At 36.5% G+C, this 13,972-nt stretch carries 16 protein-coding genes; all 16 read left to right on the top strand.

Annotated features, from left to right (window positions below):
* Window positions 1-202: 202 nt before the first annotated feature.
* A complete protein-coding gene (locus tag K5G00_RS05940; protein ID WP_238765241.1) occupies window positions 203-493 on the top strand; it encodes a hypothetical protein in 291 nt (96 codons plus the stop codon).
* A 185-nt stretch (window positions 494-678) separates the two neighbouring features.
* Window positions 679-891: a hypothetical protein gene (locus K5G00_RS05935; protein WP_238765240.1), complete on the top strand. Its 213-nt coding sequence runs from the start codon at window positions 679-681 to the stop codon at window positions 889-891.
* Window positions 892-906: 15 nt separating this feature from the next.
* Window positions 907-1,029 (top strand): hypothetical protein, encoded by a 123-nt coding sequence (locus K5G00_RS29710; protein ID WP_262921294.1) that lies wholly within the window; start codon window positions 907-909, stop codon window positions 1,027-1,029.
* Between the two features lie 267 nt (window positions 1,030-1,296).
* Window positions 1,297-2,316 carry an NAD(P)-dependent alcohol dehydrogenase gene (locus K5G00_RS05930; RefSeq protein WP_238765239.1) on the top strand — a complete coding sequence of 340 codons (1,020 nt, stop codon included), beginning with the start codon at window positions 1,297-1,299 and terminating at the stop codon, window positions 2,314-2,316.
* Window positions 2,317-2,327: 11 nt separating this feature from the next.
* Window positions 2,328-3,047 (top strand): DUF4386 domain-containing protein, encoded by a 720-nt coding sequence (locus K5G00_RS05925; protein WP_238765238.1) that lies wholly within the window; start codon window positions 2,328-2,330, stop codon window positions 3,045-3,047.
* Between the two features lie 178 nt (window positions 3,048-3,225).
* Window positions 3,226-3,585 carry a DUF4260 domain-containing protein gene (locus tag K5G00_RS05920; RefSeq protein ID WP_238765237.1) on the top strand — a complete coding sequence of 120 codons (360 nt, stop codon included), beginning with the start codon at window positions 3,226-3,228 and terminating at the stop codon, window positions 3,583-3,585.
* Window positions 3,586-3,595: 10 nt separating this feature from the next.
* Window positions 3,596-5,938 carry a TonB-dependent receptor gene (locus tag K5G00_RS05915; protein ID WP_238765236.1) on the top strand — a complete coding sequence of 781 codons (2,343 nt, stop codon included), beginning with the start codon at window positions 3,596-3,598 and terminating at the stop codon, window positions 5,936-5,938.
* 4 nt (window positions 5,939-5,942) lie between these two features.
* Entirely contained in the window at window positions 5,943-6,734 is a 792-nt protein-coding gene (locus tag K5G00_RS05910) for a DUF4249 domain-containing protein (RefSeq protein WP_238765235.1), read from the top strand.
* A gap of 154 nt (window positions 6,735-6,888) precedes the next feature.
* Entirely contained in the window at window positions 6,889-7,611 is a 723-nt protein-coding gene (locus tag K5G00_RS05905) for a DUF4386 domain-containing protein (protein WP_238765234.1), read from the top strand.
* Between the two features lie 43 nt (window positions 7,612-7,654).
* Window positions 7,655-8,731, top strand: a complete 1,077-nt coding sequence (locus K5G00_RS05900; protein WP_238765233.1) for a serine hydrolase domain-containing protein — start codon at window positions 7,655-7,657, stop codon at window positions 8,729-8,731.
* Window positions 8,732-8,965: 234 nt separating this feature from the next.
* On the top strand, window positions 8,966-9,898 hold the full coding sequence (locus K5G00_RS05895; protein ID WP_238765232.1) for a ketopantoate reductase family protein: 933 nt from the start codon (window positions 8,966-8,968) through the stop codon (window positions 9,896-9,898).
* A 22-nt stretch (window positions 9,899-9,920) separates the two neighbouring features.
* Window positions 9,921-10,736 carry an alpha/beta fold hydrolase gene (locus K5G00_RS05890; RefSeq protein ID WP_238765231.1) on the top strand — a complete coding sequence of 272 codons (816 nt, stop codon included), beginning with the start codon at window positions 9,921-9,923 and terminating at the stop codon, window positions 10,734-10,736.
* A gap of 26 nt (window positions 10,737-10,762) precedes the next feature.
* Entirely contained in the window at window positions 10,763-11,437 is a 675-nt protein-coding gene (gene hxpB / locus K5G00_RS05885; protein ID WP_238765230.1) for a hexitol phosphatase HxpB, read from the top strand.
* Between the two features lie 311 nt (window positions 11,438-11,748).
* Window positions 11,749-12,300 (top strand): ElyC/SanA/YdcF family protein, encoded by a 552-nt coding sequence (locus tag K5G00_RS05880; RefSeq protein WP_238765229.1) that lies wholly within the window; start codon window positions 11,749-11,751, stop codon window positions 12,298-12,300.
* A gap of 99 nt (window positions 12,301-12,399) precedes the next feature.
* The gene (locus K5G00_RS05875) at window positions 12,400-12,765 is read left to right on the top strand and encodes a response regulator transcription factor (protein ID WP_158868842.1); all 366 of its coding nucleotides are present in this window, start codon (window positions 12,400-12,402) and stop codon (window positions 12,763-12,765) included.
* 10 nt (window positions 12,766-12,775) lie between these two features.
* On the top strand, window positions 12,776-13,972 hold the full coding sequence (locus K5G00_RS05870) for a sugar transferase (RefSeq protein ID WP_317235533.1): 1,197 nt from the start codon (window positions 12,776-12,778) through the stop codon (window positions 13,970-13,972).

Genomic DNA, 13,972 nt, shown 5'->3' with positions numbered 1-13,972 from the left:
TCAAGTTCTTTTAAATCCTCTTTTATATTGAATTTGCTTTGTCTTCCCATGCTTCAAAGATAATACAGCGACACTATATACTCAAATTGGTATTAATTGCCATTAGCTCAACAAATTGACAAGTAAATTATGATAAGGGAAATAATAGACATTAATGATTTTACTATTCTCACAGAAATAGCTAGTTCAGAAAATCTAACGGTTGATTCATGTTTTTTTTGATGAGCCTATTATCGCAGTTGCTCTTTACGGTTCGGGCAATATTGATCTCACCATGAGACATGGCCATAAGCAAAAGGAATTTAACCATACAAAAGGCTTGGCACTTTCGTTTTATGCCGACGAAAAAATTGAATTTATCCATCATGTTTCGGAATCAAAACCTTTGGAGTGTATTGTAATTGCCACCAATATTATAAACATTGATAAGTTGCCAAATCAGGAAGGTGAGTTATTTGGCGAAATGCAGAAAACCAGTTGGTTTTCCAGCTGACCATTATGTGAAAGGCCTCTATTTTTTCACGACGCATGAAATGCAGTAGGTGGTTGGCCAAGTGTTTTGTTCGCAATACGAAGAAAAAGCTAAAATGATGTTCTTCAGAAGCCAGATGACGTTATTGCTGGCCCACTTTTTGGGACAGCTACAATGCTGTTAGAGGAAACCATTCCAAAAGATGAGTGGGAGAAGTTACAAATGGCCAAAAAAACCTCGCTAAAAATCTCGACACTCCGCTTTCGTTGTCTGAACTTTCAAAACAAATCGGGCTAAATGACAAACATAACGGCCAAATATATAAACTTACCGGGCCACGATTGTTAACTTTTAAGGTGTTGAAAGGAAATATCTGCTACCACGGGAAGGAACATTCAATTTACACTCCCATCTCATGAGGTGCTTATACCAAAATGATGAAAGAAGCTGGTATCCCTGCTGATTATGTTTGGCTTATCAATTATCTTTTCAGTGAAGTTCTTGATGCAAAAGGCAACGATATTCTTTATGATGACATTGAGAAAATTCCGGGATAGAAACCAATTGATTTTTCAGAATTTGCCAAAGAAATTGCCGCCAGCGGAGTTTGGAATCCGGACGGCATAAGTTAGAAAATAGATTTATTACTTTTTAGACTTATTAAGACCTTCAAGGTTTCAAAGACCTTCAAGGTCTGTTTTTTATATAGATTCAGACTTTTTAGCCCGAAATTATAATTCCGAACCTCTCCATAGTTTTTCCGAACTTTTACCTGCCGCATCTCCTGTACATTTGCTTCATGATTTCGTTGAAAATCAAATCAAATGAAAAGTAAAACAATAAAAATAAATATCATGAAAGAAAAAATGAAAGCAATTATCGCCACGGGTTACGGCGCACCGGATGTGTTAAAAATGCAGCAGGTAGACAAGCCACAACCCAAAGAAAATGATGTATTGGTAAAAGTTCATGCCTCTTCGGCTACCACTGCCGATGGTATGATGAGAACCGGGAAACCGTATTTTGGCCGATTGATGACCGGGATTACCAAACCAAAACATGCCATCCCGGGAACCGGATTCGCCGGTGTTGTTGAAAATGTTGGTAAAAAAGTAGCCACATTCAAACCGGGAGACCGTGTTTTTGGAGAAACTACCCTTGGTTTTAGTACCAACGCCGAATTTTTTACTATCCCTGAAAATGGTGTAATTTTGCCAATGCCCGATAACATGAGTTATGCAGAAGGTGCCACATATGGCGATGGACATGTAACTTCATTGAATTTCCTGAAAGAAATTGCAAATATCAAACCCGGACAAAAAGTATTGATTAACGGAGCCTCCGGTAGTCTGGGTACAGCCGCTGTACAAATTGCAAAATATATGGACACTAAAGTAACCGGCGTTTGCAGCACCCGGAATGTGGGTCTGGTTAAATCACTGGGAGCTGACCATGTTATTGATTATACAAAAAAGGATTTTACAAAAGTGGATGAAACTTATGATGTAGTTTATGATACCATTGGGAAAAGCACTTTCTCAAAAAGCAAAAACATTCTCTCCGAGTCAGGATTGTATGTATCTCCAGTACTGAAATTTTCGCTGCTTTTACAAATGATGCGGACTTCAATTTCCGGTAAAAAGAAAGCCAAATTCGCCGCCACCGGACTCCGTTCCGACGGAGAACTGCAAAATATGCTGGTTGAGCTGGTTGAAATTTTCAAACAAGGTCGCCTAAAAACGGTTATCGATCGCCAGTATCCATTGGAAAAAGTAGCCGAAGCACACACCTATATTGCTTCAGGGCATAAAAAAGGGAACGTTGTAATTATTGTTGAACCCTAAAATCAATGAAAATGATTACAAATAGAAAATCTGCATTAATAGCCGGTATCGCATTAATTTTTATGGCCGCTGTAGCAGTCTTTATTTACGGTTATATCCATAATATGCTTTTAGTTCCGGGAAATCCGGAAGCCACCGCCGTTAATTTAGAATCCCACAGATGGCTTTTCCACACAGAAATTTTGGGATGGCACGTCATTCTTTTACTTGATGTTGTGGTTGCCTGGGCGCTTTACATCCTCTTTAAAAATGAAAACAGAAAACTTTCGGCATTTGCAGCCGGATTGAGGTTTGTTTACTCGGCCATTTTGGGTGTAGCCATTCTGAATTTCATTTATATTTTAAAAATATTAAATGGAAGTTTTGCCATGACTCAGCAAATGGCAAATGAACAAATAATGTCATTTCTCCAGTCTTTTGAAAGGACCTTGTCGTTTGGATTGATAATTTTTGGATTTCATCTGTTGATACTGGGTTTCCTGGCTCTTAAATCAAAGTATATTCTCCGGTTCTGGGGAATTTTATTGATTTTTGCTGCCATATCCTACATCATCATTCACAGCGCAAAATTCTTTCTTCCCGAATTTGAAAGTCAAATAAAATTTGTTGAAAATGTATTGAGTTTACCGATGGCTTTTGGAGAAATTGGTTTTGCCTTTTGGTTAATTTTCCGGGGAGGAAAACCAGTAATGGATTACAAACCCGGAAACGAACTAACGCCTCAAAGCTAAACAGAGAAAAACAAACAATTAAGAAAACAGAAACAGTTCTTTGTTCCCATACGGTGCAAATCAAATCAGAAGTAGAATAGTCCGACTTTGGTAATCCGTACGTCCGACTTCCCTAAAAACGTCGCGCACAAATATTCCTACCACTAATTCTGCCTGTAAGTAATTTAAAATCAGAAAGATGAAGTTTCTACTCAAAATAGAAGAAATAAGCATGTTAATACTCTCATTTTATTTGAGTGTATTACTCGGCTACAAATGGTGGGTATTTATCCTGTTTTTATTTATACCTGATATTAGTATGCAGGGATACCTGTTCGGGAATAAAATTGGAGCGGCAGTTTACAATGCTTTTCACTACAAATTTCTAGCTGTGTTACTGGGAATATTGGGTTATACATTCTCGCTGAACGAACTTGCTTTTGCCGGAATAGTTCTTTTCGGGCACAGCTCTTTTGACAGAATTTTTGGTTACGGACTAAAATACTCCATCGGATTCAATTCTACTCACCTCGGAGCCATTGGAAACAAGAACAATTAAATCAGAAAAAATGAAAAACAGTTCAAAAACAGAAAACAGATTAGTATTCTTCCTGATGTTATTTCTAACATCAATTACATCAGTTTTTGCTGATGACAATATAACCATAAGTGGTTATGTAAAAAGTGCCGAAACGGGCGAAGGCCTGATTGGTTCAACCATTTATGTTGAGGAATTGAAAACCGGCACAGCAACCAACGCGTATGGATTTTACTCCCTGACGCTGCCAAAAGGAAATTACACAGTCAGGTATTCCTATATCGGTTATGAAAATGTTTCAGTGCCATCGGAACGGATAACTGATAATACAAAAGATATTGAATTACAGCCCGCTTCAACCGAAATGGATGAAATTGTTATACGCAGTGAAGCCGAAGACAAAAACATTCGGAAAGCACAAATGGGGGTTACCAAACTTTCCCCAAAAGAAACAAAAATGATTCCCGTAATTCTGGGTGAACAGGATATTTTGAAAACCATCCAGCTATTGCCGGGTGTAAGTTCTGGTATCGAAGGGACTTCCGGATTTTATGTGCGCGGCGGAGGTGTTGACCAAAATCTGATTATCCTTGATGAGGCACCGGTTTACAGCGCTTCTCACCTGATGGGTTTTTTCTCGGTTTTTAATTCCGATGCCATTAAAGATTTGGAGTTATACAAAGGAAATGCACCTGCAAATTATGGTGGCCGATTATCTTCCATTCTCAATATCCAGATGAATGACGGGAACTCAAAGAAATTTACCACCTCCGGCGGACTTGGGCTGTTGTCTTCCCGGTTAACGCTTGAATCTCCCATTGTAAAAGATAAAGGTTCTTTTATCATTTCCGGTCGCAGAAGTTATGCTGATATGTTTATGGTATTCTCAAAAGACCGAACCCAACAAAAAACAGATCTGTATTTTTATGATTTAAATGCCAAGGCCAACTATAAAATAAACGATAACAACCGGATTTATTTATCCGGGTATTTGGGTCGCGATGTATTTAATATCGATGAATTATTTGCATTAAAATGGGGAAATAAAACAGGTACCTTTCGTTGGAATCACGTGTTTAATAATAAATTATTTCTGAACAGTTCGCTTATTTACAGCGATTACGATTACGGATTCGGGTACAATTTCTCAGACAATATGATTTACATAAAATCGGGAATTCGTGATATTAACTGGAAAGAAGATTTTCAGTACTACATTAACTCAAATAATACCCTGAAATTTGGAGTAAATGCTATTTATCATTATTACCAGCCCGGAAAAATAAATGCCGATAAAGACGACCTTTTTAATTCGCTTTTAATGAATGAAAAACATGCATTCGAAGGTGCATTTTACGTGTCGCACAATTGGAACATTTCCGATAAAATAAAAGTAACCTACGGGCTGCGTTATTCAGGTTTTATGGCTGTTGGCCCCGACACCGTTTATACATATAACGAAAAAGATGAAAGGGTAAATACCGAAGTTTTTTCTGAAGGAGAGGTGGTGAAAAAATACAAGAACATTGAGCCAAGAGCAACTTTCAATATCATTTTAAACAAAAGAAATTCCATCAAATTTTCGTATGCAAGAAATGCACAGTACGTTCATCTTCTTTCAAATTCTTCGGCATCGTTGCCAACCGATTTGTGGATTCCGAGCAGCAAAAATGTAAAACCACAGGTTGCCGATCAACTGGCATTGGGTTTTTATAAAAACTTCAATAACAATATGTTTGAAACATCAATTGAAGTTTACCATAAGGATTTAATGAATCAAATCGATTATCAGAATGGTGCAGAAATACTTTTGAACGATGATGTTGAGTCGCAGTTGGTTTTTGGAAAGGGCAGGGCTTACGGACTGGAATTGTACATAAAAAAACAAACCGGGAAATTAACCGGCTGGATTGGTTACACACTTTCACGCACCGAAAAATCGATGGATGAAATAGATAATGGTAACTGGTTCCCTGCAAAACAAGATCGCACACATGATATTTCAGTGGTTGGAATGTACCAGTTAAATGAAAAGTGGAATTTGTCGGCCAACTGGGTTTATAACACTGGCAATGCTGTAACATTTCCAAGCGGAAAATATACGTTAGATGGATTTACAGTTCCGGTTTACACCAAACGAAACGGCTACCGGATGCCCGATTACCACCGTCTGGATCTTGGTGCAACGTACACGCCGAAAAAGAAAAAGCGTTTTGAATCGAGCTGGAATTTCTCCATCTACAACGCCTACGGAAGGCGCAATGCTTTTTCTATCACTTTTCAGGGAAATGAAAACAACCCGACACAAACCGAAGCGATGCGTTTAGCACTGTTTCAGATGATTCCATCAGTTACTTACAATTTTAAATTTTAAAGCCATGAAAACAATTAAAGTATTTACAATCATATTTAGTTTAGCGGTTTTATTTACCGCGTGTCAGGATGTAATCGACATCGACCTTGATTCTATTGAACCAAAATTGGTTATTGATGGAGTAATTACCGATTCTGTTGTTGTTAAAATATCCAAATCAACCGATTACTTTGAACCGGGAATTTATCCGCCGGTTTCCAATGCAATAGTTACCGTAACAGACAATTCAGGAAATTTATTTCAACTTGAAGAAATCAGTCCGGGAATTTATTCCGAAAACCATATGGGGGTTGAAGGGAACGGATATACGTTGGACGTTGAAATAAACAATGAAATCTATACTGGTAGTGTTGAAATGCCCCACAAAGTAACTATCGATTCAATTTCCATTGAGCCAACTCCTGATTATATGGAATTTTCAGGTGGTTATATTGTAAACTGTCATTTGCAGGATTCGGCAGATGTTGAAAATTATTACAGGTTGAAAGTGTCAAAATTAAATGAAACAGATCCGGAAAATGTCTTGTGCGTATTCGACGATGCTTTTGTAGATGGAAATGAAATTTCGATGCAGTGGGACAATAATCAGTTTTTTGAACAAGACACAGTGGTTGTTGAATTACAAACTTTAGCCAAATCAACTTACGAGTATTATCGGACACTTTCTTCAATTTTTGAGAGTGGGATGATTGGAAATGCAAATCCTGCGAATCCGATAACCAACCTTTCAAATGGGGCACTTGGATATTTTGGCGCTTACACCGTTAGCCGCGATACAATAATTATTCTGCCATAATATCAGTTAAAAAGAAAGCTTTTCCAAAGTTTCAAACTCTGGAAAAGTTAGCTTCTCAAATAAGTAACATATAAATATTTTTATTAGTAAACTCACCCTGAGGGAGAGTTACAAAAGATTGAAATAAATAAGCCATTCTATAAAATTTAAAGTCATGAAAACAATACAATCTGTTCGGTTAATGAAAACCAATGCGCGCACTGCCGGCGTTTTATACCTGATAATTATTATCACAGGGCTATTTAGTGAGCTGTTTGTCCGATCGGGAATCATTGTCCCGGGCAATGCTACTGCAACTGCAGATAACATTGCAGCCAATTCTTTTTTATTCCGAATTGGTTTTATCAGCGATTTAATAATGGTAATGAGCGATGTAGGTGTTGCCCTGCTTTTTTATTTGCTTCTTAAATCTGTAAATCAGGGGCTTTCTATGTTAGCTGCATTCTTTCGGTTGGCACAGGCAACTGTGCTTGGAATTAATCTGCTGAATTTTTACCTGCCGCTTTTGCTTTTAGGGAACGGCGATTATCTCAGTAGTTTTAATCAGGAACAGCTTAACTCACTTTCGATGGTGTTTCTGAATGCCCATTCGTATGGCTACCTGATTAGCGGAGTATTTTTCGGGATTAGTTGCATTATTCTCGGAACCCTGATTTTTAAAGCAGCATATTTCCCAAAATGGCTGGGAACGTTAGTGGTTGCTGCCGGAGTGAGTTATTTAATCGATTGTGTTGTTAATTTTCTGTTTCCTGAGTTCGCTTCAACGAGTGAAATACTTGTAATGACTGTAGCAGTAGTTTCAGAATTATCGCTTTGTTTGTTTTTGCTGATAAAGGGAGTAAAGTCCAATTCCAGGAAATTATTTGTAACCAACTAAAAAAGTTGTTGTCATAAAATCAGTAATTATAAAAAATTTAATCATGAAATTATTGTCTGTTTTATTAATATCCAATCTGTTATTATTTGTACATCCTGAAGTTTTCTCACAATCTCTTGAAAATAGAATTGATAGCATTTTGCAGGAAAAATATAAATCAGATGCACCGGGTGCCGTTTTTCTGGTTGCTAAAGATGGAGTACCGGTTTATCGTAAAGCTTTTGGGAAAGCCAACATAGAATTGAATGTAGATCTGAATCCTGAAGCAGTATTTCAAATCGGTTCTATGACCAAACAATTTACAGCCGTTGCTATTCTTATGCTGGAGGAAGCAGGAAAACTAAAAGTAACAGATGACATTACAAAGTTTATCCCGGATTATCCTACACACGGTAAAAAGATCACCATTCATCATTTGCTGTCACATACCTCGGGGATTAAAGACTTTACGCGCATGAAATCAATTATGAGCATAGCAAAAAAGGATTTGACCCCCAAAGAGCTGGTTGATTTCTTTAAAAACGAGCCTATGGATTTTGAACCGGGAGAAAAGTTTCAATACAACAATTCGGGCTATGTTTTACTGGGATATATTATTGAACTGGTTTCTGGAATGACTTACGAAGATTTTATCCAAAATAATATTTTCGTTAAAGCAGACATGAAGGATTCACGCTATGCCAGCGACCGGGAAGTTATTACAAACAGGGCTTACGGTTATCAGCAAAATGGTGATATTTTGTTAAATAAAATGCACATTAGTTTTAATATTCCCTATGCATCGGGCTCGTTAATGTCAACCGCCGAAGATTTGCTGAAATGGCAAAATGCAATCAATAACAACTTACTGGTTAGTGGGAAAACAATTGAGTTGGCATTTACCAATTATACGCTTAATAGCGGTGAAAAAATTAACTATGGTTATGGCTGGCATTTAAGAGAAATTGATGGTTTCTCCGACCGTGAGCATGGCGGCAGTATTTTCGGCTTTAAATCAATGGCAGTTTATGTTCCTGAAATGGATATTTATGTTGTTGGACTTACCAATTGCGATTGTAATTCGCCAACACAGGTAACAAGAGATATTGCTGTGCTGGCGACAAACTATTTTCTGAAATAGGACAAAAAGGTCTTTTCATAATGAACTTCAACATCGCTCCGTAATTATCGATTCGAAGTCAAACATCTCCCGGATTTAATTTACAAAGCTCTTCTTCATTTTGACAGCTTGTTGTATTAGCAAAATCAGATAAAGATTGCATTTAAGTGCTTTTATTAAAATATAAACCTGATATATATTGTTGTGTTAAATAAAAGGAAGCTATAAAATTATCTTCAAACAGATTCAAAACATATGAAAAAAGATAAAATTTATATCGTTGGTGCAGGAGCAATAGGACAAGCTTTGGCTGTTTTTTTACAGCAAGAAAAGAGAGATGTTATACTTGTTCGAGGTAGTGTGGATAACAAACCGGCTAAGGAAAACATCATAACAGTAACCAATCAGGATAACCAAAAATTTCAGCAAAAAATAACCACAACCACGTTTGGTAATTTAAAAGATATTAATGGCATTGTATTGGTTACTGCCAAAGCTTTTGCCAATGTAGAAATTGCCCAAAAACTAAAAAATAAAGGGGACAACTTCTCTGTGGTTATACTTCAAAACGGGCTCAACATAGAAAAGCCGTTTGCCGATTTTGAAAATGTTTTTCGATGCGTTCTGTTCTCGACCAGCCAGCGAACAAGCAATAATACGGTTTCTTTTAAAATGGTTACCGATTCTCCTGTTGGAGATATGCAAGGAAAAAACGCAAATCTAAATGCAATAGTTAATCAAATCAGCACTCCGCATTTTTGTTTTAAAAATGAACCTAATATTTTGAATGTGGTTTGGGAAAAGGTAATTATCAATTGTGCATTTAATTCAATCTGTCCGTTACTTGAAACCGATAACGGAATCTTCCTCCGTAACAGGGAAGCAACCAAACTGGCAAAAACGATTATTGCCGAATGTATTGAAGTGGCGAATAAATGTGGAATCACGCTTAATCAAAAAGAAATTGAAGAAAAATTGTTGTTAATAAGCAGGCGGGCAGATGGACAGCTTATTTCAACTTACGAAGATATTCGAAATAACAGGAGAACTGAAATAGAAAGTTTAAACCTCGAAATCTCAAGACTGGCTGATAAAATGGGAATGCTTGAGTTGGTTCCCAACACCCGATTACTAGGCGAAATGATTCAACTGAAATCAAAAATTGGAATGGCCAATATTAATCATTAAAACTAAAGATTAAACAGTATTTATGAAAGATTGGATTTTAGAAAATAGTTTTGACTTTGAAGGGAGAGAAGTTCGCTGGGGAGTTCAGGGACAGGGAAAAGCAATCGTTATCGTTCATGGAACACCCTGGTCTTCGTTTAACTTAAGACATTTAATTAAAGGATTATCCGATGAATACAAAGTCTATTATTTCGACTTGCTGGGCTATGGGCACTCAGATAAATCTGAAAACGATGTTTCACTTGGAATACAAAACAAGGTATTAGCTGCTCTTATCGACTTTTGGAAACTTGAGCATCCCATTGCAATTGGTCATGATTTTGGCGGAACAACAGTGTTAAGAGCACATTTATTAGATAAAAAACCCTATAAAAAGTTAGTTGTAATAGACCCTGTGGCAATTTCTCCCTGGGGGTCTCCGTTTTTTAACCATGTAAATAAACACGAAGAAGCTTTTTCGGGAATGCCGGATTATATTCATGAAGCAATTGTTGAAACCTACATTAAAACTGCTGCATACAAAAAATTAAACAAGAAAACCATTGAAGGAATTATTAAACCTTGGAAAGGTGAAAAAGGCAAGGCCGCATTTTACAGGCAAATTGCGCAAGCCAATTCGAAATATACCGATGAAATACAAGACAAATACAGAACGATAAACACACCAACATTGATTTTGTGGGGCGAAAATGACCAATGGATACCAGTAGAAAAAGGGATTAAACTAAGTAAAATGATAGCAGGTAGCCAATTAAAAACAATTCCAAACAGTGGGCATCTTGTTATTGAAGAAAAATATAAAGAATTAGTTATTGAAATAAAGCGTTTTATAAAATAATGCGTTAAGATTGTTTTATACAAAATATGACTCAGAAAACAAAAGATAAGATTGAAGCTTTCATTTTTGATATGGATGGAGTTATTATTGACTCTGAAGAGATATGGAAAAGAGCTGAAAAAGAAGTCTTTTCTTCTGTCGGCGTAAAACTGTCAGAAGAATTATGTTCCATTACACAATCGATGACCACCACTGAAGTTACGAATTTTTGGTACAGTAAATATCCGTGGAAGCACAAAACATTAGATGAAGTAGAAAATGGCGTAGTAGAGCGCGTTGCACATTTAATCAAAAATGAAGGGCAAGCGATTTCCGGTATTGAAAACTTTATAAGAATTTTAAAATCCAGGGGATATAAAATTGGTTTGGCAACAAATTCACCTTCAGTAATAATTCCGGTTGTATTGGAAAAGTTGGCACTTGGCGAGTACTTTGATGCCACTTCGTCGTCGGAACATGAATTGGAAGGAAAACCACATCCTTTTGTTTACCTGACCACTGCTGAAAAATTAAATGTAAAACCGGAAAATTGTCTGGCAATTGAAGACTCTTTTTCAGGGTTACTGGCAGCAAAAAAAGCAGGTATGAAAACAATTGCTATTCTTGACAGCCTTAACTGTAAGGTAGAAAATAAAATAGCAGACTACTACATCAGCTGTTATAACCAATTTGATTTTTCAATACTTAGTTTGGAAGAATAGCTATTTGCATATTGGGGGAGTATGACATACTCCTGTAAATAATATCTTTAAAAAAAACTAAATAAACACCGTAAAAATGCCTGTGCCTTGATTTTGAGCAGCCAATATTTATATTTGGGTTTGTGATTTTTCAGATTACCTTTAAAGTTAATTCTTAGTGTCCTGCATTTGAAATATACAATATTTGTATGACCCGATTTAAATTGACAAAAAAGAAAGAATGCACCGTTTTAACATGGCCTGCAAAATTTTTACTACTCGGAATACTATTGCTCTTTTTCTATCTTTTCATATTTCAAATGCCTCTTTATTTGAGCAAAAGTAAACCTGTTTATGGCGACTATTTGGTTCTTGACGGAAGTATGTCTGATTATTCCATAGAGAGAGCAATCGAATATTTTAATACAAACAATTATAAGTTAATATTTACTACTGGCGGTAAACTTTCAGTTGGGTATTATCTTGAAGAAAAAAAAACATTGGCCGAGCTAACCCGGGCAACTTTCCTAGAATTAGGATTTGATAGTACAAAAGTTATTGCAATTCCCGGGGAGACCGTTCTCAGAAACAGAACATATACCTCAGGTCTTACATTGAAGTCCTATTTTGAAGAGCAAAATATAAAAAAAGCAAAAGTAGATGTTGTTTCAACAGGATGTCATTCCCGGCGAAGTATGCTTTTATTCCAAAAAGCATTGGGAGATAATTTTGAAGTGGGAGTTTTTGCTATCGAAGACAATTCTTACGAACTAAAAAAATGGTGGAAAACAAGTAGAGGTGCCCGCACTGTAATTAGCGAAACCATTGCATTTTTTTACAGCAAATTTTTCTTTTATCCCCGTGAAAATCAGAATCCAACTTAAATATCTCATTAATAAAACATTGAATAAGTTTTGTAATTCAAAATATTGTTTATTTTTGTTTGTGATTGAGAAATCTCTATTTGCAAACCATACATCAAAATGAAAAAAATTCTAATTGTTGACGACAAACCTTCAATCAGCAGACTTATAGTTCAATTTTTGAGTAAAACATTCGAAGTAACAACAAAAGAAGACGGGCTTCAGGCACTCTCCTGGTTACAGGAAGGCAACATCCCTGATCTGATTATTACAGATTTGCAGATGCCCAACCTCGACGGATTTGAGTTGATCAGCCGTGTAAAGGAAAGTGGCTTTTTCAGGGACATTCCGATAGTAGTTTTAAGTAGTAAAGACAGTAGTACCGATAGAATAAAGTGTTTAAAAATGGGAGCTGAAGATTATCTGGTAAAACCATTTAATCCGGAAGAACTCCAAATCAGGATTGAAAGAATACTGGAAAGGTAAACCTACTTTTATGAAAGACGGAAAATTAAATCTTGTCTACATTGGAGAAGATAAAAATATTATTGAAAAATTCACTTCAGTGAATGGAACAGTAAATTTTAAAAGCTTCCCCAACCCGTTGCAGGCATCTGCATGGGTCGACGAGAATAATACGAGTACAGATGGTGTAATAAGTGAGTATGAAATACCGGGAAGAAATGGTCTGGACTTCCACCAGTCGTTTGTTGAAAATTTTGACAAAAAAAATGAAATTCCATACATCGTTTTATGCGATACTAAAACACCTGAAATATTAAACCGGGCATTCAAACAAAAGATAGATGATATTTATACCAAGCCTGTAAATGCAGAGGTGATTTTCAACCGTATTAAGTTTTTAAAAGTTTTAAAGCCTCAAATGGCGCTGTTAAAAAAAGAAGTTCACCCCGAAGAAAATATATACAAAACTCCCTTTTTTAAACGTTCTTTCGACGTATTTTTTGCAGGGCTTGTTTTACTTCTTATTTCCCCTATACTGGTTTTATTTGTCATTGCAATTCGGCTTGAATCAAAAGGAAAAGTATATTACATATCAAAACGTGTAGGGACAGGTTACAGAATATTTAATTTCCTAAAATTACGGTCGATGTATCCCGATGCTGACAAAAGACTAAAAGAATTTCAGCATTTAAATCAATACAAAAAGGAGGAAAAAACCAGTGTAGTTGAAAATAGTCTGAGTGAAAAAAAGGAGGAAAAAATTGATGAATCGGGAACAATTTTATTTGGTGACGATATCGAGGTTGACGAAAAACAACATATTCAGCATCAAAAAGAAAAGCAGGAAAGTGCATTTGTGAAATTTGAGAACGATCCACGTATTACTAAAGTTGGACACATCATTCGAAAATTGAGTATCGATGAATTACCTCAACTTATAAATGTGATAAAAGGAGATATGTCGATTGTTGGGAACCGGCCTCTCCCACTCTATGAGGCCGAACTTCTTACCACCGACGAATGGACCGACCGGTTTAACGGCCCTGCAGGGATTACCGGTTTGTGGCAGGTTGAAGCGAGGGGCAAAACATCAAAAATGTCGCCGGAGGAACGCAAACAACTTGATAACAGATATGTAGAAATTGCGAACAGCAAATTCTCATTCTGGAAGGATATTTGGATTATTATACGTACGTTTCGCGCAGTATTCCAAAAAGAAAATGTTTGA

It is taken from the genome of Maribellus maritimus (genome assembly GCF_022267315.1).
Classification (GTDB): domain Bacteria; phylum Bacteroidota; class Bacteroidia; order Bacteroidales; family Prolixibacteraceae; genus Draconibacterium; species Draconibacterium maritimum.
Note: the sequence above shows the minus strand (reverse complement) of the source record. Positions and strands in the feature narration are given on the sequence as shown.